This window comes from Belnapia rosea (genome assembly GCF_900101615.1).
GTDB lineage: Bacteria > Pseudomonadota > Alphaproteobacteria > Acetobacterales > Acetobacteraceae > Belnapia > Belnapia rosea.
On the sequence record NZ_FMZX01000005.1, the window covers coordinates 229,052 to 245,793 of the forward strand.

Annotated in this window: 18 protein-coding genes; 7 read left to right on the plus strand and 11 right to left on the minus strand. The window is 71.3% G+C overall.

Annotation, left to right across the window (positions count from 1 at the left end):
• Positions 1 to 70: 70 nt before the first annotated feature.
• Both BLR02_RS12795 and BLR02_RS12800 read right to left on the minus strand, forming a co-directional pair.
• Positions 71 to 829 carry an anti-sigma factor family protein gene (locus BLR02_RS12795; RefSeq protein WP_090663463.1) on the minus strand — a complete coding sequence of 253 codons (759 nt, stop codon included), beginning with the start codon at positions 827 to 829 and terminating at the stop codon, positions 71 to 73.
• Positions 826 to 1,332 (minus strand): sigma-70 family RNA polymerase sigma factor, encoded by a 507-nt coding sequence (locus BLR02_RS12800; RefSeq protein ID WP_090663464.1) that lies wholly within the window; start codon positions 1,330 to 1,332, stop codon positions 826 to 828. The genes BLR02_RS12795 and BLR02_RS12800 overlap by 4 nt, the downstream gene beginning before the upstream one ends.
• 157 nt (positions 1,333 to 1,489) lie before the next feature.
• Between BLR02_RS12800 and BLR02_RS12805 the strand changes: the two genes are divergently transcribed.
• Positions 1,490 to 2,581, plus strand: a complete 1,092-nt coding sequence (locus BLR02_RS12805; protein ID WP_090663465.1) for a catalase family peroxidase — start codon at positions 1,490 to 1,492, stop codon at positions 2,579 to 2,581.
• A complete protein-coding gene (locus tag BLR02_RS12810; protein WP_090663466.1) occupies positions 2,578 to 3,129 on the plus strand; it encodes a cytochrome b in 552 nt (183 codons plus the stop codon). The genes BLR02_RS12805 and BLR02_RS12810 overlap by 4 nt, the downstream gene beginning before the upstream one ends.
• 16 nt (positions 3,130 to 3,145) lie before the next feature.
• Here the strand turns inward: BLR02_RS12810 and BLR02_RS12815 are convergent, their stop codons facing one another.
• From BLR02_RS12815 to BLR02_RS12840, 6 genes are all read right to left on the minus strand, one after another.
• Positions 3,146 to 4,108, minus strand: coding sequence for a Bug family tripartite tricarboxylate transporter substrate binding protein (locus BLR02_RS12815; protein WP_090663467.1), 963 nt, complete (start codon positions 4,106 to 4,108; stop codon positions 3,146 to 3,148).
• Between the two features lie 24 nt (positions 4,109 to 4,132).
• Positions 4,133 to 5,092: a Bug family tripartite tricarboxylate transporter substrate binding protein gene (locus BLR02_RS12820; protein WP_176849549.1), complete on the minus strand. Its 960-nt coding sequence runs from the start codon at positions 5,090 to 5,092 to the stop codon at positions 4,133 to 4,135.
• Between the two features lie 86 nt (positions 5,093 to 5,178).
• Entirely contained in the window at positions 5,179 to 6,735 is a 1,557-nt protein-coding gene (locus tag BLR02_RS12825) for an acyl-CoA carboxylase subunit beta (protein WP_090663468.1), read from the minus strand.
• A 56-nt stretch (positions 6,736 to 6,791) separates the two neighbouring features.
• Positions 6,792 to 7,319, minus strand: a complete 528-nt coding sequence (locus tag BLR02_RS12830) for a biotin transporter BioY (protein ID WP_090663469.1) — start codon at positions 7,317 to 7,319, stop codon at positions 6,792 to 6,794.
• Positions 7,320 to 7,341: 22 nt separating this feature from the next.
• Entirely contained in the window at positions 7,342 to 8,712 is a 1,371-nt protein-coding gene (locus BLR02_RS12835; protein ID WP_090663470.1) for an acetyl-CoA carboxylase biotin carboxylase subunit, read from the minus strand.
• 1 nt (position 8,713) lies between these two features.
• Entirely contained in the window at positions 8,714 to 8,935 is a 222-nt protein-coding gene (locus tag BLR02_RS12840) for a biotin/lipoyl-binding carrier protein (protein WP_090563757.1), read from the minus strand.
• An 86-nt stretch (positions 8,936 to 9,021) separates the two neighbouring features.
• Between BLR02_RS12840 and BLR02_RS12845 the strand changes: the two genes are divergently transcribed.
• From BLR02_RS12845 to BLR02_RS12855, 3 genes are all read left to right on the plus strand, one after another.
• Positions 9,022 to 9,705: a GntR family transcriptional regulator gene (locus tag BLR02_RS12845; protein ID WP_090663471.1), complete on the plus strand. Its 684-nt coding sequence runs from the start codon at positions 9,022 to 9,024 to the stop codon at positions 9,703 to 9,705.
• A 71-nt stretch (positions 9,706 to 9,776) separates the two neighbouring features.
• Positions 9,777 to 12,155, plus strand: a complete 2,379-nt coding sequence (locus BLR02_RS12850; protein WP_090663472.1) for a CaiB/BaiF CoA-transferase family protein — start codon at positions 9,777 to 9,779, stop codon at positions 12,153 to 12,155.
• Between the two features lie 37 nt (positions 12,156 to 12,192).
• Positions 12,193 to 13,158 carry a Bug family tripartite tricarboxylate transporter substrate binding protein gene (locus BLR02_RS12855; protein WP_090663473.1) on the plus strand — a complete coding sequence of 322 codons (966 nt, stop codon included), beginning with the start codon at positions 12,193 to 12,195 and terminating at the stop codon, positions 13,156 to 13,158.
• 10 nt (positions 13,159 to 13,168) lie between these two features.
• Here the strand turns inward: BLR02_RS12855 and BLR02_RS12860 are convergent, their stop codons facing one another.
• The 3 genes from BLR02_RS12860 to BLR02_RS12870 are packed head-to-tail and all read right to left on the minus strand — an operon-like array spanning position 13,169 to position 15,410.
• Positions 13,169 to 14,014, minus strand: a complete 846-nt coding sequence (locus BLR02_RS12860; RefSeq protein ID WP_090563750.1) for an NHL repeat-containing protein — start codon at positions 14,012 to 14,014, stop codon at positions 13,169 to 13,171.
• Positions 14,011 to 14,937: an allantoinase PuuE gene (locus tag BLR02_RS12865; protein ID WP_090663474.1), complete on the minus strand. Its 927-nt coding sequence runs from the start codon at positions 14,935 to 14,937 to the stop codon at positions 14,011 to 14,013. Before BLR02_RS12865 ends, BLR02_RS12860 begins: the two co-directional genes overlap by 4 nt.
• Positions 14,937 to 15,410, minus strand: coding sequence for an ureidoglycolate lyase (locus tag BLR02_RS12870; protein ID WP_090663475.1), 474 nt, complete (start codon positions 15,408 to 15,410; stop codon positions 14,937 to 14,939). The genes BLR02_RS12865 and BLR02_RS12870 overlap by 1 nt, the downstream gene beginning before the upstream one ends.
• Before the next feature lie 130 nt (positions 15,411 to 15,540).
• Between BLR02_RS12870 and BLR02_RS12875 the strand changes: the two genes are divergently transcribed.
• Positions 15,541 to 16,383 carry an urease accessory protein UreD gene (locus BLR02_RS12875; protein WP_090663476.1) on the plus strand — a complete coding sequence of 281 codons (843 nt, stop codon included), beginning with the start codon at positions 15,541 to 15,543 and terminating at the stop codon, positions 16,381 to 16,383.
• A gap of 42 nt (positions 16,384 to 16,425) precedes the next feature.
• Positions 16,426 to 16,728 carry an urease subunit gamma gene (locus BLR02_RS12880; protein ID WP_090663477.1) on the plus strand — a complete coding sequence of 101 codons (303 nt, stop codon included), beginning with the start codon at positions 16,426 to 16,428 and terminating at the stop codon, positions 16,726 to 16,728.
• Positions 16,729 to 16,742: the final 14 nt, after the last annotated feature.

Genomic DNA, 16,742 nt, shown 5'->3' on the forward strand with positions numbered 1-16,742 from the left:
CTCACCGATCTCGCCATGAATGCGGTACGGAATCGGCCGCCGCGGCTAAGCCGCCTTTCACGCCGAGGCGCTAGACCGTGCTGCGCAAGGTCCAGACGATCTCCGCCGAATTCGGATCATCGGCCCGACCGACCAGGGCGAAGCGGTAGCCGTCGCGGAACCAATACTGCGTCAGCAAGGCGCCGTCGCGCCGCGTCCCGCCCTGCTCCGTCGGGAAGGGGCCGCCCGGCCGGATATAGAAGGCGATGCGCCGGCTATCCTCACCCTCATAGATGACCACGGCCGCCGCCCCCGCATCGGTCGGGACCAACTGGGCGCCGAGCAGCCGGAAGCCATGCGCGCCCAGGTCGGGCAGGACGGTGGCCCGGCCCAAGGCCTGCGACAGCCAGGCATGCATCCCGGTTGGCGTGAGGGCACCCACTTCCGGCGGATGGGGGCGGGCCATGGCGAAGACACGATAGGCCTGCACCGCATCCGCCATCGGCTGCGGCCTTGCGGCGGCAAGGGACAGGTTGCGCGCCTGCCACCCCAGCACACCGCCCAGGCCGGCCGTCAGCAGCAGCGAGGCCGCGAGCGCAGCCCTCCGCCGCATCCGCGCCTGCAGCCCGCGCCGCAGCACCGCCGGCTCCAGCCGCGGGTTGGGCGGCAGCAGCATGGCGCCGGCGCATTCGGCCCGCAGCCGCTCGGCATCGGCCTTCCAGCCAGCCACCGTCCTCGCCCAGTCGGGCGAGCGTGCCAGGAAGGCCTCCACCACCTGCCTGTCCCCGGCATCCAGCCGGCCATCGACATAGGCGTGCAGCATCTCCTCCGAGGGGGAGATCGGCGTCATGGCACGACCCTCAGGGCAGCCGGGGCGATATCGCCCTCGGTGAGCCGGCGCAGCGCTCCCCGTGCCCGCGACAGGCGGGACATGATGGTGCCCACCGGAACGCCGAGCGCCTCGGCCGCCTCCTGATAGCTGAGCCCCTCGACGCCGACGAGCAGCAGCAACGCGCGCTGCTCCACCGGCAGGCGAGCCAGCGCATCGAGGGCAGAGCGGGCCATCGTCCCGGCCTCCGGCGAGGGCTCGGCGGCCTCGGCGCCGGTGAACAACTCGACCAGCCGGGCGAAGCGGCGCGCGCGCCGCCGCTCGGCCAGGAACTGCCGGTAGAGGATGGTGAACAGCCAGGCCCGCAGGTCGCCGTCAGGCTGCCGCGACGACCAGCGCGACAGCGCCCGCTCAAGGCAGGTCTGGACCAGGTCATCCGCCGATGCGGGCTCGCGCGTCAACTGCAGCGCGAAGCGGCGCAGCCGCGGCAGCAATGCCCGCAGATGTTCATCGAACTCATGCATCAGCGATGCCCTGCCGCCGCTCCTGTATCGCGCATACCAACCCATGACGCCTGAAGCGGAGGTTTATTCCCTGTAATGCCGAAAGAACCTGCGGAATAGAGGCAAGACCCGCGCATCTGACGGTCTCATGAAGAGTGATAGCCCCAGGAGACGGCACATGCCACGCAGCCCGACCACCATGGCCGCCATCAGGCGGTTGCAACCAGGCCGCCTCACCGTGATCGGCACCGTCCTCGCCGTCGTGGCCGGCAGCTTCGCTTATGCGGGCGGCTGGCTCAGCCCGGACCGGATCTCGCCGGAACGCGTGGTGAATGCACTCAGTGCGCGCGGCGGCAACCCCGTGGGCCATCGCCGGAACCATTCGAAGGGTATCTGCTTCACCGGCCAGTTCGAGGCGAATGGCGCCGGCGCCGGACTCTCGACGGCCTCGGTCCTGGCCGCGGGGCGCTACCCCGTCACCGGCCGCTTCGCCATCGCCACCGGCGACCCGGCAGCACCGGATGCCAGCGGCCGGGTCCGCAGCATGGCGATCCGCATTGCCGCGCCAAACGGACAGGAATGGCGCAGCGGGATGAACAATATCCCCGTCTTCCCCGTGGCAACCGTGGAAGCCTTCTACGAGCAGGTGCTGGCGGCCCGCGCACTGCCGGCCACCGGCAAGCCGGACCCGGAAGCGCTCCGCGCCTTCGCCGCCCGCCATCCCGAAGCGGCGGCCTTCAACCAATGGGCCCGCACCGCCCCCTGGACGACGAGCTTCGCCGAGGAGAGCTACAACAGCCTCAACGCCTTCCGCTTCATCGACGCGGCTGGCCTGCGGCGCAGCGTGCGCTGGTCGATGCGGGCCACCCTGCCGCAGGCAGCGTCGAGCCAGGAAGCCTTGGCGCGCCTCGGGCCGGATGCCCTGGAACAGGATCTCGAGACCCGCCTCCAGGCCGGCCCCCTGCGCTGGCATCTCGTCGTGACCATCGCCGGCCCGGACGACCCGACCGAGGACGCCACCCGAGCCTGGCCGGCGGACCGCGAGCAGGTGGATGTCGGCACGCTCATCGTGGAGCGGGCGCAGGACGAAGCCACCGGCCCCTGCCGCGACATCAATTATGACCCCTTGGTCCTGCCCACCGGCATCGAGCCCTCGGCGGACCCGATCCTGCTCGCGCGCTCGCCCGCCTATGCGAATTCCTTCACCCGCCGCGAAGCGGAACAGGGGCGCGCCGCCACAGGCATGGCCAAGCCGGGAGACCGGTCATGAACGCGCGCAGCGACCGCTTCACCCCGCTCCAGCGCGGGCTGCACTGGCTGATGGCGGCGATGATCCTTGCCATGCTGTTCATCGGCGTCGGCATGGTCTCGACCGTCTCGCCCCGCTACTGGCAGCTGGTCTCGATCCACAAGCCGCTCGGCATATCCCTGCTGCTGCTGGTGCTGATCCGGCTGTGGCAGCGCTGGCGGCACGGCGCGCCACCGCTGCCCGAGGACCTGCCATGGTGGCAAAGGGCCGCCGCCCTCGCCTCGCATGTCGCACTCTATGCGCTGATGCTGGCGATGCCGCTGATCGGCTGGGCGATGCTCTCGGCGGCGGGCTACCCGATCGTGCTCTATGGGCCGCTCCGCCTGCCGCCGGTCCTGCCGCAGGATGCAGGGCTCTACACGCTGCTGCACCGGGCGCATGCCGCCCTCGCCTATCTGCTCTTCCTGGTCATCCTGCTGCATCTCGGCGCCGCGCTGTTCCATGCGCTGATCCGGCGGGACGGGGTGCTGCAGAGCATGGCGCCATGGATCAGGCGCCCTGCCGCCTGAGCAGGACGCGCAAGATTCATTCGGCGCGGATGCGCGCGGCGCGGATCGTCTCGCCCCACATCCGCCGGTCCCGCGCGATAGTCTGCGCGAAGGCCTGCGGATCCTCGAAGGCCGGGGCGAGCCCGTTGTCGAGTAGCCGCTTGCGCAACTCGGCACCGCCGAGGCTGGCGCGGATGGCGTCGGCCCAGCGCGCCACCGCCTCCTCCGGCATGCCGCGCGGGCCGCAGATTCCGAACCAGCCGATCACCTCTAACCCGGGAACGATGCGCGGCAGGCGTGGCGCATCGGGGAAGTCCGGCCAACCTGCCTCGTCGGCCAGGGCCAGCAGGCGCAGCTCGCCGCCCTGAACCTGGCGGATGACGTCGCCGAGATTGGTGATGAGGATGTCGATCCGCCCGGCGATCAGATCGAGTGCCGCCGGCGCCGCGCCGCGATAGGGCACATGGACGAGATCGACACTGGCCATGCCCTTCAGCCGTTCGCCTGAGAGATGCTGCGCGGTGCCGATGCCGGCGCTGCCATAGCTGAGCGCGCCGGGCCTGGCCCGCGCCGCGGCCAGCAGTTCCTCCAGCGTACGATAGGGGCTGCGCGCGCCCGTCACCACCGCATAGCTGGAACGGGCGACATTGGCGACCGGCACGAGATCCTGCGACACATCGATCGGGATGTGCATGCCGGGGATTTCCGGGCTGATGGTCATGCTGCCCATCGGGCATTGCAGCACGGTCGAGCCGTCACTCGGGCCACGCACCACCGCCTCGGCGGCGATGAAGCCATTGGCGCCGGTGCGGTTCTCCACCACCGGCCGCTGGCCGAGCGACTGCGCCACCCCCTCGGCCACCACGCGCGCCACGATGTCCGAGGTGCCGCCCGGTGCGAAGCCCGCGACGATCCGCAAGGGCCGGTCGGCGGGCTGCGCCATGGCCGGCCCCATGCACAGCGCGGCGCCGAGCAGCGCCGCCCCCATCAGCATCCGCATGTCATGTCCTTCCCTGTGATGGTCTTATTCGAGGCTGATCTGCCCGGCCCGTATCACTTCGCCCCAGAGGCCGCGGTCCCGCTCGATGCTGCGCGCGAACTCGCCCGTATTCTCGAAGCGCAAGGTAAGGCCGTTCTCCTGCAGGCGCTGTTGCAGCACGGGTTCGGCGAAGCCGGTACGCAGCGCCTCCACCCAGCGGCCGACCACCTCCTCCGGCATGCCGCGCGGCCCGCAGAGGCCGAAGGTTCCGCTGACGGCATAGCCTGGCAAGGTATCCGAGACCTGCCCGACGCCGGGGTAGCGCGGTGAGCCGATGCCGTCGGCGAAGGCCAGCAGCCGCAGCCCCTGGTCGAGCTGCGCCGCCACATCGCCGAGATTGGTGATGATGAGGTCCGCCCGCCCCGCCGCCACGTCGAGCACGCCGGGCGCCGCGCCGCGATAGGGTACATGCACCATGCGCAGCCCACCGAGCTGGGCGAAGCGCGCGCCGGAGAGATGCGAGACGGAGCCGATGCCAGCGCTGGCATAGGTGATGGTGTCCGGCCGCGCCCGGGCCGCCGCGATCACCTCCGCCACGCTGCGATAGGGCGAGCGGGACGACACCACCATCGCTTGGGTCGAATGGACGATGTTGGCGATGGGCAGCAGGTCCCGCGCCGGGTCGATCGGCAGCTTGGCGCCGGGCAGCTGCGGGCTGATGGTCAGCATCCCGGTCGAGCACTGCACCACCACATGCCCGTCGGGCGGGCTGTTCGCCACCGCCTCCGCGGCGACGAAGCCGTTGGCGCCGGTCCGCACCTCGACCACCGGGCGCTGGCCGAAGCTCGGCGCGACCGCCTCGGCGATCAGGCGGTTGATGATGTCGCCGGTGCCGCCTGCGGCGAAGCCGCCCATGATGCGCACCGGCCGGTCGGGGAAGGCGGCGGCCGGCAGGCTCAATCCGAGCAGCAACAGGCCGGCGATCCAGGGCAGCGGCGTCCTCATCCTCGTTCCTCCCATGTCACCGGCCTGCATCCCCCTCCGCTCTCGTGGCGGCTGTGGCGGGGATGCTGGCCGTCCTCAGCCCGTCCCTATGGGCGCATCTGCAGCCGCGACGGCTGGGGCCGCCGCAGCGGCTCCGCCAGCTTGGCAAAGTCGCAGAGCAGCCGGCGCGTATCGCGCGGGTCGATGATCTCCTCCACCCAGAAGGTCTCGGCGGTGCGGAAGGGAGAGCGCAGCAGGTTCAGCCGCTCCTCGATCTCGGCCAGCTTCGCGGCCGGATCGTCCGCGGCGTCGATCTCGGCGCGATAGGCCGCCTCGATCCCGCCCTCCAGCGGCAGCGAGCCCCAGCGGGCGGAGAGCCAGGCGTAGCGCAGCGAGAGGCGCCCGGCCGGCTGGTGCACCGCGCCGGCGACGCCGAAGGCATTGCGGATGACGATGGTGCACCAGGGCACCGTGGTCTGGTTCACCGCCGCCATCGCGCGCACGCCATGGCGGATGGTCGCCGCACGCTCCGCCTCGAGGCCGATCATGAAGCCCGGGCAGTCCATCAGGTAGACGACGGGCAGGTGGAAGGTCTCCGCGAGGTCCACGAAGCGCACCACCTTCTGGCAGGCATCCGCGGTCCAGGAGCCGCCATAGAAGAAGGGGTCGCTCGCCATCAGCGCCACCGGCTGGCCATTGAGCCGCGCGAGGCCGGTGATGACGGAACGGCCGAACATCCGGCCCATCTCGAAGAAGCTGCCCTCATCGACCACCTTCTCGATGATCGGACGCATCTGGTAGACGCGCCGGCGGTCGCGCGGCACGGCGGCCATCAGCGCCTCGTCCCGCCGCTCCGGGTCGTCCGTGCAGGGCGTGATGGGCGGCAGGCCATGCACCGAGGAGGGCAGGTAGGAGAGGAAGCGCCGGGCGCAGGCAAAGGCCTCCTCCTCGGTATCGACGGCATGATCGACGCCGCCGGCCCGGCACTGGATCTCCCAGCCGCCAAGCTCCTGCTTCGTCACTTCCTTGCCGAGGCGCGAGACCACCGGCGGGCCGGCGACGAACATGGCGGAGCTCTTGGTCATCACCGAGTAGTGGCTGGCCGCCAGCCGCGCCGCACCAAGCCCGGCGACCGAGCCGAGGCCGAGGCCGACCACCGGCACCACCGACATGTTGAGCGTCGAGTAGTTGAACATACCGCCGCCGCCGACGCCGTTCGGCAGGTTGGCACGGCCCGTGGTCTCGATGGTCTTGACCGAGCCGCCACCGCCCGAGCCCTCGATGATGCGGATGATGGGCAGCTGGAACTCATTGGCCAGCCGCTCGGCCATCAACGGCTTCTCGCGGATGGTGGCATCGGCGCTGCCGCCGCGCACGGTGAAGTCGTCCCCGACCACCACCACCGGCCGTCCGTCGATGGCGGCGCGGCCGAAGACGCAGTTCGAGGGGGTGAACTCCTCCAGCTTCCCCGTGGCGTCGTACTGCGCCTTGCCGGCGATGGTGCCGGTCTCGTGGAAGCTGCCTGGATCGACCAGCGCATCCACCCGCTCGCGGACGGTCAGGCGGCCGCCATCATGCTGGCGCTTCACCTTGTCGGCGCCACCCATCTGCCGCGCCAGCGCCTCGCGTTGCCGCAGCTCGTCCAACTCGGCCTGCCAGACCATCCTTGCCTCCCCTATGTCGTTCTCGTTGGGCCTAGCCGCGACACAGCCCGCGCGGCCTAGCCGCGACGCAACCCACGCAGCAGGGCAACGCCCAGCGCCGATTTCAGCGCGGTGCCCGGCAGGAAGGGCAGCAGCCCGAGGGCGATCGCCCGCTCCGGCCCGGCCAGCACCGCCAGCCAGGCAAGGCCGAAGGCGAAGAGCACCGCATGGCCGCCGAGGAACAGCGCGGCACTGCGCCACAGGCCCTGCGTCCAGCCCCGCGCCGCCAGCCACCCCGCCAGGGCAGCGGCAGGGACGAAGCCGAGCAGGAAGCCGCCGGTCGGCCCCATCAGTGCCGCCGGCCCGGCGCGGAAGCCGGCGAAGACCGGCAGGCCGCAGAGCCCCTCGGCCAGATAGAGCAGCAGCGTCGCCGCCCCGAGGCGCGGCCCATAGGCAACGCCGACCAGCAGCACGACCAGGCTCTGCATCGTCATCGGCACCGGCTGCATCGGTACCTGGATCTGCGCCGAAGCGGCGATGGCGAGGCTGCCGCCGAGGGCGAGCAGGGCCGGGCGCAGGGCATTGGTCTTGGCGAGAGAGAACATGAGTCAAGTCCTGTTGGGGGATTCAGGCCGCGGCGTCGCGCAGCCGGAAGCCTTCGAGAAAATGCGTATCCACACCACCTGCCTGCATGGCCTCGCTCCGCAGCGCGCGGGCGAGGAAGCCGGCATTGGTGCGGATGCCCTCTGCCACGACTGCGTCGAGGGCGGAAGCCAGGCGCTCCAGCGCCTCGGCCCGGCTCGGCGCATGGGCGATGAGCTTGGCGATCAGCGGATCGTAGAACGGCGTCAGCACGTCACCGGTGCGGAAGCCGGCATCGATCCGCAGCCCCGGCCCAGGCTCCGGCAGGCGGAGCATGGCGATGGTGCCGGGGGAGGGGAGGAAATTCCGCGCCGGATCCTCGGCGCAGAGCCGCGCCTCGACCGCATGGCCCTGCGGCGCCAGGTCCTCCTGCGCGAAGGGCAGGCGCTCGCCGGCGGCGACGCGCAGCTGCCATTCGACGAGGTCGAGGCCGGTGACCATCTCCGTCACCGGGTGCTCCACCTGCAGGCGCGTGTTCATCTCGATGAACCAGATGCGCGCGGCGTCGAGCGGCGGGGTGGCATCGGCCACGAATTCCACCGTGCCCGCGCCGACATAGCCGACCGCCCGGGCGAGAGCCACGGCGCGGCGACCGAGCTCCGCCCTCAGTGCGGCATCGATGCCGGGGCCCGGGGATTCCTCCACCAGCTTCTGGTTGCGCCGCTGCAGGGAACAATCCCGCTCGCCGAGATGCAGCACGGTGCCATGCGCATCGGCCAGGACCTGCACCTCGATATGCCTGGCGCTGGCGACGAATTTCTCGACCAGCACGCGGTCATCGCCGAAGGCCGTGGCCTCGCGCCGGGCCGCGGCAAGCGCCGCGGGGAAGCCGGGGGCTGCCTCCACCCGGCGCATGCCGCGGCCGCCGCCACCGGCGACCGCCTTGATCATGACCGGATAGCCGATGCGCCCGGCCTCCTCGGCCAGGCGCTCAGGCGATCCATCCTCGCCGTCATAGCCAGGCACGGCGGCGACGCCGGCCTCGCGCGCCACCGCCTTGGCCGCCGCCTTGCCGCCCATGGCGCGGATCGCGGCCTCCGGCGGGCCGATGAAGACGAGGCCCGCCTCGACGCAGGCCCTGGCGAAATCGGCATTCTCGCTGAGGAAGCCATAGCCCGGATGCACCATCCGGGCGCCGCTCCGCAGCGCGGCCGCGATGATCGCCGGGATGGAAAGGTAGCTCTCACGCGGTGGCGCCGGCCCGATCCGCTCCGCCGCATCGGCCGCGGCGACATGCATCGCTCCCGCATCTGCATCGGAATAGACGGCGATGCTGCGGAGGCCGAGGCGGCGGCAGGTGGCGGCGATGCGGCAGGCGATCTCGCCGCGATTGGCGATGAGGACCGGGCCCAGCATCTCAGGCATCCAGCAGCAGCACGACCTGGCCTTCGTTCACCTGATCGCCCTCGGCGACGAGGATGGATTTCACCGTGCCGGCGCGAGGCGATTCGACCGGGATCTCCATCTTCATGGATTCGAGGATCATGAGCACATCCCCGGCCGCGACCGCCTGGCCCGGCGTGGCCTCGATCTTCCAGACGGAAGCCGTGATTTCGACGGGCACGGCGATATCGGCCATGGAGTTTCTCCGGACGCTTCTAATTTGTTATCACAGATCAGGCCGGCGCCGGTGCCTGTCAAGCCATTTGTGGAAGGAACCACCCCATGGATGCCGAGATTCCGCTGCCGGGTGGCGACCGGATCGCGGCCCGGGTGCATCATTGGTTGCGCCTCCAGCTCATGCGCAGCCGCTTCCGGCCGGGCGAGAAGCTCAAGCTGCGGACCCTGGCCGAGGAGCTCGGCGTCAGCCCGACCCCGGTGCGCGAGGCGCTCGGCCGGCTGGTCAGCGAAGGGGCGCTGGAGCAGCTCGACCACCGCTCCGCCCGCGTCCCGCTGCTGTCCGACGAGAGGCTGCGCGAGGTCTGCGAGCTGCGCGCCGACCTCGAGGGCAAGGCGGCGGCGCGCGCGGCGGAACTCGCCAAGCCGCAGGATGCGGACCGGCTGGCGGCGATCCATGCCCGCATGAGCGAGGCCCGCGTGGCGGGGCGCTCGCCCGAGATGCTGGTGGAGAACGAGCGCTTCCACATGGAGGTCTGCACGCTGGCCGGCATGCCGGTGCTGCTGCGCCTGGTGGAGAGCCTCTGGCTGCAATGCGGCCCGCTGAACGCCGCGCTGACGCGCATGCGCTTCCTGCACCGGCCGGAGGAGCACCCGCATCATGACGTGATCCGCGGCATCCGCGAGGGCGACAGCGCCCTGGCCCGGCTCGCCATCCAGCGGGACATCACCGTCTACGCCGACGCGCTGATCCGCCGCCTGCCGGAGATCAACGTCGCCGCCAGGGAATAGGCGGGGATTGACAACGCAGCCGGCCCTCCTGTTTTGTGATAACAAAATAACACCCAGGAGGATCTGTCTGCATGCCGCGCGACCCCGACGCCGCCCTGCCCTTGCGCCATCTCCGGGTGCTGGAATGCGGCGGCAACGTCGCCACGGCCTATGCCGGCAAGATATTCAGCGATTTCGGCGCCCAGGTCACCGTGCTGGAGCCGCCGGGCGGCCATCCGCTGCGGGCGGAGCCGCCCCTGGTCGACACCGCGGAGGGCCCGCAATCCGCCCTCTTCGCCTGGCTCAGCACCAACAAGCGCAGCGTCACGCGGCTGGATGGCATCGATGACTGCGACGTGCTGCTGGATGGCCGCCCGCCTGCCGAGCGCGACGAGGCCTCGCCGCCCGCCACCATCACCGCCGGCATCTCCTGGTTCGGGGATGGCGGCCCCTACCGCGACTTCGCCGCGACCGATGCCACCTGCCGCGCCCTCTCCGGCATCCTCATCGGTACCGGCCCGGTGGAAGGCCCGCCCTCCATCCTCGGCGGCATCGCCGGCGCCGTGGTGGGCGGCATCGCCGCCTTCAACGCGGTGGCGGCCGCCCTGCTCTCCGGCGCGCCGCGGCGGCTGGAGGTCAGCATCCATGAGGCGAATGTCGCCATCGCCGAGTACCAGGCGGCCCAGGCGGTTACCCACCCGATGGTGGAGCGCCGCCACGGCGTGAACCGCTTCGCGCCCAGCTGCCCGCTCGGCGTCTATCCCTGCCTCGAGGGCTGGCTCGGCGTCACCATCGTCACCCCGGCACAATTCCGCAGCTTCTGCGACATGATCGGCGCGCCGGAGGTCGGGCATGACCCGCGCTTCGTCGTCGGCTTCGACCGGCTGGCGCATGTGGCGGAGCTGGAGGCACTCTTCGTCCCCCGCCTGCGCGAGCGCACGGCGGAGGAGTGGTTCGAGGAGGCGCTGCGCCGCCGCCTGCCCTTCGCCGTGGTGCCCGACATGGCACGGCTGCTCGCCACGCCGACGCACCGGGCGCGCGATGCCTTCGCCACGGTGCAGTTGGGGGAACGGCAGTTCGAAGGGCCGACCCTGCCGCAGCGGCTGACCCGCACGCCGCCCCTCACCGGCGGCCGCGCCCCGCGCCCTGGCGAGCATGACGGGCAGCCCCTGCCCGAACGCCCCCGCCGCAAGCCGGCCCGCCCCGCCGGGCTGCCGCTCGCAGGGCTCCGGGTCGTCGATCTCTCCATGGGCTGGGCCGGGCCGCTCTGCACCCGCCAGCTCGCCGATCTCGGCGCTGAGGTGGTGAAGGTGGAGGCCTGCCAGTACCCGGACTGGTGGCGCGGGGTCGATCCCCGCCCGGCCTTCTTCGCGGAGCGGCAATACGAGCGGGACCTGCGCTTCGGCGTGCTGAACCGCAACAAGGCGGGCATCACCCTCGACCTCACCACGCCGGAGGGCGCCGCCCTGCTGAAGCGCCTGGTGCGGGAGGCCGATGCGGTGGTCGAGAACTATGCGCGCGAGGTGCTGCCGAAGCTCGGCCTCGACTACCCGGCGCTGGTGCGGGAGCGGCCGGACCTCGTCATGGTCTCCATGCCGGCCTTCGGCGGCAGCGGCCCCTGGCGCGACGCGCGGGCCTATGGCTCGACGCTCGAGCACGCTTCCGGCCTGCCCAGCGTCTCGGGCAATGCCGATTGGCCACCGACGACCAACCAGCTCGCCTATGGCGACCCGATCGGCGGGCTCAATGCGGCCGCCGCCGTGCTCACCGCCCTGCTGCACCGGCGCGAGACCGGGGAGGGGCAGCATATCGATCTCGCCCAGGTGGAGTGCATGTTCCCGCTGGTCGCACCCTGGATCCTGGCGCAATCGGCCAATGGCTCGGCCGGCCCGCGCCTCGGCAACCGCCACCCGCGCATGGTGCCGCATGGCTGCTTCCCCTGCAGTGGCGAAGGCTGGATCGCCCTCGCCGTCACCGAGGATGCCGCCTGGCCGCGCCTCTGCGCCGTGATCGGCCGCGAGGACCTCGCCGCCGACCCGGCCCTGGCGAAGGCCAGGGGCCGCCGCGCGCGGGAGGCGGAGATCGAGGCCGCCATCGCCGCCTGGACGACGGAGCGCGAGGCGGATGCCGCGATGGCGGCGCTGCAATCGGCTGGCATTGCCGCGGGTGCGCTGCGCTGGCCGACCGGGCTGGTGCGCGACCCGCATCTCAGGGCACGCGGCTTCTGGCAGCCGGTGGAGCGCCCCTGGCTTGGCCATCATGACCAGCCCTCCGCCCCCTTCCGCGATGCGGGCGGCGGTCCCTATGCTATCCGCCGCCCCGCCCCGACCCTTGGCGAGGACAATGACGCGGTGCTGGGCGGGCTGCTCGGCCTCCCGCCCGCCGAGCGAGCAGCGCTCGCCGCTGCCGGCATCATCGGCACGGAGGCGATCCCCGTCGCCCAACGAAAATCACGCGCCGCCGGTCAGTAACGGGGGCCACCGAGGACCACAGGGAGGAACAACCGCCATGCCACCCCATCCCGGACGCCGCGCCGTCACCGCCGGGCTCCTGGCGCTGCCCGGCCTCGCCCGCGCCCAGGCGGAGGCCTGGCCCAACCGGCCGATCCGGCTGATCTATCCCTTCGCCCCGGGCGCCGGAGACCTGGTGCCGCGGCTGATCGGGGAGCAGCTGCAGCCCATGCTCGGCCAGAGCCTGGTGATCGAGCACCGGCCCGGCGCCAATACCATGATCGGCGCGGAGGCCGCGGCACGCTCTCCGAAGGATGGCTATACCCTCGGCTGGGTCGCCACGAGCACGCTGGTGATGAACCCGAACCTCTATCCCAACATCACCTACGGCCTTGGGGATTTCGCCCCGCTCTGCCTCGCCTACCGGGCGCCCGTCTCCTTCGCCGTCTCGGCGACGCTGCCGATCCGGACGGTGGCGGAGGCGCTCGAGCATATCCGGCGCAACCCGGGCATCGGCTTCGGCAGCGTCGGCAATGGCAGCTCGCCGCATGTGACGATGGAGATGATGATGGGGCTGACCGGCGTCCGGCTGGAAAGCGTCGCCTATCGCGGCGAGCAGGCCATCATCACGGACCTGATGACCGGCCGCATCCCCTTCTATGCCGGCTCCACCAATTCCCTGCTGCCGCATCTGGAGGGCGGCAAATTCCGCATCCTCGCCATCTCCTCGCCGCGGCGCCTGCCGGTGCTGCCGGATGTGCCGACCTTCCGCGAGGCGGTGCATCCCGATCTCGAGCTGCGCTACTGGCATGGCGTGGTCGCCCCGGCCGGCGTGCCGGCACCGATCCTCACTCGGCTCGCCAACAGCTTCGCCGAGATCCTGCGGATGGATGCGGTACGCGAGCGGCTGCCGCCCGACATGGAGGTCGAGCCGGTCATCCTCGAGGACTTCGCCACGCTGATCCGCGAGGAGCAGGCCCGCTACGGCCGCATCATCCGGGAGAGGAACATCACCGTGCTCTGAGTGCCGCCCCCTACACCGGCACCAGCCGGGTCAGCCGGTTCGGGTTCTGCTCGCTCTGGTAGATCACGCCGCTGGCCGGCTCCCACCACATGCCATGCGCGCCGTTCAGCACCGGGCGGCAGCGGCCGATCAGCTTGCCCTCGGCGTTGAACTGGCTCAGCCGGGGGATCTGGTCCGTCACGTAGAAGCTGCCCTCGGGGCCGCCATGGACGTCCATCGGCTTGTGCAGGTCGCGGATGTCGAACAGGTGGGTGCCTTCCGGGGTGAAGGCCTGGACGCGGTTGTTCTCCCGGTCCGCCACCAGCACGCGGCCATCCCCGAGGACCCAGACCGAGTGCGGCGTGCTGAACTCGCCCGCCCGCTGGCCCGGCCGGCCCCAGGCGCCGAGCCATGTGCCATCCGCGGCGAAGCGGTGGACCAGCGAATTCCCATAACCATCCGCCACATACATGCTGCCATCGGGCGCGAAGGCGATGTCGCAGGGCGCGTTGAAGGGCATCCCCGGCTGGTGACGCTTGCCGAGCGCCCCCAGGCGATGACCGGCCGCCGAGAAGATGATGACCTCATGCGCATCGCGGTCGACGACGAAGACGCGGCCATCGGGATGCACGGTGGCCATATGCCCGTCGGCCACCTCGCCCGCGCCCCAGGCCGCAATCCGCTCGCCCGCCGGCGAGAGCACGACAATCGCCGGCCCGCCCTGCTCCACATAGGGGTCCGTGCGGTACTGCACGAGGACGTTGCCGGCCGCGTCGCAGGCGACGTCGCTGATGCGGCCCGGCCCCTCGGGCAGGTCGCCCCAGGGGCGCTCGACGCGGTACTGCCTGTCGCCGAGGGCGACGACCAATGGCGTCATTCGTTCAACCCTTTGCCGGGATAGGGATGCGTCGCCACCCAGTGCCGGGCGATATCGACCCGCCGGGTGATCCAGACATCCTGCTTCTGCATCATATGGTCCAGCACCCGCTGCAGCCCGACGGCGCGGGCCGGATGACCTATGAGCCGCTGGTGCAGCCCGACCGACATCATCTTCGGCCGCCCGGCCTGCCCCTCGGCATAAAGCATGTCGAAGGCGTCGCGGATGTAGGAGAACCACTGGTCGCTGGTGCCCATCCAGCCGGCATATTTCCCATCATTGTTGGTGATGGAATAGGGCACGACGAGCTGCGGCTTGCCCTCGACCGTCAGCCAGAAGGGCAGCTCCTCGCCGTAGTAGTCGCTGTCGTAGAGGAAGCCGCCATGCTCGACGACGAGGCGGCGGGTGTTCACGCTCGGTCCGTAGCGGCAGTACCAGCCGGCGGGCTTCTCGCCGATGGTGTTCTCGAGGCTGGCGACGGCGCGGGCGATGTGATCGCGCTCCTCCGCCTCCGACAGCTCGAAATGCTTCACCCAGCGCCAGCCATGGCTGCACACGTCGTAGCCGGCGGCGCGGATGGCGGCGCAGGCCTCCGGGTTCTGCTCCAGGGCAAGGGCGCAGCCGAAGATGGTCAGCGGCAGGCCGCGTTCCTGAAACAGCCGCGTCAGCCGCCAGAAGCCGACGCGGCTGCCGTACTCGAACATCCCCTCGGCGGCCAGGTCGCGGCCCTTGGTAACCTGACGGGCGCCGTTGGCTTCGGTGAGGCCGGTCTCGGTATAGCCGTCGCCAAGCGCGATCGAGGGCTCCGAGCCTTCCTCGTAGTTGATGACGAAATTGACGGCGAGCTTCGCGCCGCCCGGCCATTGCGGGTCGGGCGGGTTGGCGCCGTAGCCGATGAAGTCGCGCCGCACCTCATAGGGCATCAGGGCAGCTCCACGGTGAATTCCGGGACCTCGACGAATTCCTCGTCGCCCTTCGTGCCGTCCCGCCACATGGTGATGACGAAGCGGGCGGGCGCATCGATGATGGTGAAGGGGTGGTGCCACACATTGGCACCGAAGGTGACGCCCTGCATCGGTCCGGCGAGGAAGGCCCGCGCCCGCGCCATGTCCGGCCCGCCATCCCTGGCATGCGGCGCGACGATCACCAGCCAGCGCCCGGCCTGCTGCGGGATGAAGCTCTGCGAGGAGAATTCGTGCCGCTCCATGGTGGTGGAGCGCAGCGGCATGGCGGCCGCCTTGTCCTTCACCGTCAGCGAGATGCTGGGGCGGGCCTGGGGGCGGAGATTGGCCAGCGCATCCTCGAAATAGGTGCGGCCCGGCACGCTCGGGCATTCGATGACCTCGCCGAAGGCCAGGAAGGCGGCGGAGGTCAGTGGTTCGGCCCTTAAAATCATCCCATCAACCCTCCTCTGCGGCGCGGCAGCATGTCCGCCCGGGCCTGTCAGCGGAAGGGGGGCGGGACGGAAAAGTGCAGGGCCGGAACGGTGGGTTTGCCGGGGGGCGGCCGCATGCCATGCTTGGCCGATGCCACGTGACGCCCCAGCCGCACCCTCCCGCCACCAGCGGGCCGATGGCGCCTTCGAACTGGGCTTCGGCACCTCCCCCCGCGGCACCGTCCTGCGAACCCTCTTCCAGCAGGCGCCCCTCCGGCTGCTCTTCCCAGACCCGGAGCCGGGCGAGCCGCCGACCGCGGCACTGCTGAACTGCGCCGGCGGCCTCGCAGGCGGCGACGCGCTGCGCCAGGCGGTGCGGCTGGAGCCGGGGGCGCGGGCCACGCTCTGCACCGCGGCGGCGGAGAAGGTCTATCGCAGCCTCGGCCCGGCGACGCGGATCGAGACCCGGCTCTCGCTCGGCGCGGGCGCGGTGCTGGAATGGCTGCCGCAGGAAACCATCCTCTTCGACGGCGCCCGCATGACGCGGCGCATGCGGGCGGAGCTGGCCGAGGGCGCGCGGCTGCTGGCCGCCGAGATGCTGGTCTTCGGTCGAGCCGCCGCGGGCGAGCGGATGCGGCGCGGCGCGGTCCTGGATTCCTGGCGCCTCGCCGGACCGGACGGGCTGCTCTGGGCCGATGCCCTGTCGCTTGACGCACCGGCCGAGCAGCTTGCCGCCCCCTTCGGCTTCGGCGGCGCCGAGGCCATGGCCACGCTGCTGCTCGCCGCCCCCGAGGCGGAGGCGATGCGGGACCTGCTGCGCACCCTGCCCGAGCAGGCACCCGGGGCAGCGACCCTGCCCCGGCCCGGGCTGCTGCTCGCCCGCTGGCTCGGCGGAGCGAGCGCGGTGCGCCGCGCCACGAGGGCAGCCATCGCCGCCATCCGGGGGGCGGCACTCGGCCTGCCGCCGCGCCTGCCGCGCCTGTGGACGACATGAGGGAGGCCGGGCCATGATCGCCCCGACCCGTATGAGGCCCGCATGCACCTGACGCCGCGCGAGAAGGACAAGCTGCTGATCGCCATGGCCGCCCAGGTGGCGCGGCGAAGGCTGGAGCGCGGCGTGAAGCTCAACCACCCGGAGGCGGTGGCCCTCATCACCGATTACGTGGTGGAGGGCGCGCGGGACGGCCGCAGCGTCGCCGAGCTGATGCGCGACGGCGCCACGGTGCTGACGCGGGACCAGGTGATGGAGGGGATCGCCGAGATGGTCCATGAGATCCAGGTGGAGGCGACCTTCCCCGACGGCACCAAGCTCGTCACCGTGCACGAGCCCATTCGATGACATCCGGTCGCGCA

Coding starts and splice junctions, on each gene's coding strand:
- BLR02_RS12800 (WP_090663464.1), bottom strand. CDS start 1,332: ATGCATGAGTTCGATGAACATCTGCGGGCATTGCTGCCGCGGCTGCGC.
- BLR02_RS12795 (WP_090663463.1), bottom strand. CDS start 829: ATGACGCCGATCTCCCCCTCGGAGGAGATGCTGCACGCCTATGTCGAT.
- BLR02_RS12845 (WP_090663471.1), top strand. CDS start 9,022: ATGGATGCCGAGATTCCGCTGCCGGGTGGCGACCGGATCGCGGCCCGG.
- BLR02_RS12830 (WP_090663469.1), bottom strand. CDS start 7,319: ATGTTCTCTCTCGCCAAGACCAATGCCCTGCGCCCGGCCCTGCTCGCC.
- BLR02_RS12805 (WP_090663465.1), top strand. CDS start 1,490: ATGCCACGCAGCCCGACCACCATGGCCGCCATCAGGCGGTTGCAACCA.
- BLR02_RS12870 (WP_090663475.1), bottom strand. CDS start 15,410: ATGATTTTAAGGGCCGAACCACTGACCTCCGCCGCCTTCCTGGCCTTC.
- BLR02_RS12835 (WP_090663470.1), bottom strand. CDS start 8,712: ATGCTGGGCCCGGTCCTCATCGCCAATCGCGGCGAGATCGCCTGCCGC.
- BLR02_RS12810 (WP_090663466.1), top strand. CDS start 2,578: ATGAACGCGCGCAGCGACCGCTTCACCCCGCTCCAGCGCGGGCTGCAC.
- BLR02_RS12880 (WP_090663477.1), top strand. CDS start 16,426: ATGCACCTGACGCCGCGCGAGAAGGACAAGCTGCTGATCGCCATGGCC.
- BLR02_RS12865 (WP_090663474.1), bottom strand. CDS start 14,937: ATGCCCTATGAGGTGCGGCGCGACTTCATCGGCTACGGCGCCAACCCG.
- BLR02_RS12815 (WP_090663467.1), bottom strand. CDS start 4,108: ATGCGGATGCTGATGGGGGCGGCGCTGCTCGGCGCCGCGCTGTGCATG.
- BLR02_RS12860 (WP_090563750.1), bottom strand. CDS start 14,014: ATGACGCCATTGGTCGTCGCCCTCGGCGACAGGCAGTACCGCGTCGAG.
- BLR02_RS12850 (WP_090663472.1), top strand. CDS start 9,777: ATGCCGCGCGACCCCGACGCCGCCCTGCCCTTGCGCCATCTCCGGGTG.
- BLR02_RS12825 (WP_090663468.1), bottom strand. CDS start 6,735: ATGGTCTGGCAGGCCGAGTTGGACGAGCTGCGGCAACGCGAGGCGCTG.
- BLR02_RS12855 (WP_090663473.1), top strand. CDS start 12,193: ATGCCACCCCATCCCGGACGCCGCGCCGTCACCGCCGGGCTCCTGGCG.
- BLR02_RS12820 (WP_176849549.1), bottom strand. CDS start 5,092: ATGAGGACGCCGCTGCCCTGGATCGCCGGCCTGTTGCTGCTCGGATTG.
- BLR02_RS12875 (WP_090663476.1), top strand. CDS start 15,541: ATGCCACGTGACGCCCCAGCCGCACCCTCCCGCCACCAGCGGGCCGAT.
- BLR02_RS12840 (WP_090563757.1), bottom strand. CDS start 8,935: ATGGCCGATATCGCCGTGCCCGTCGAAATCACGGCTTCCGTCTGGAAG.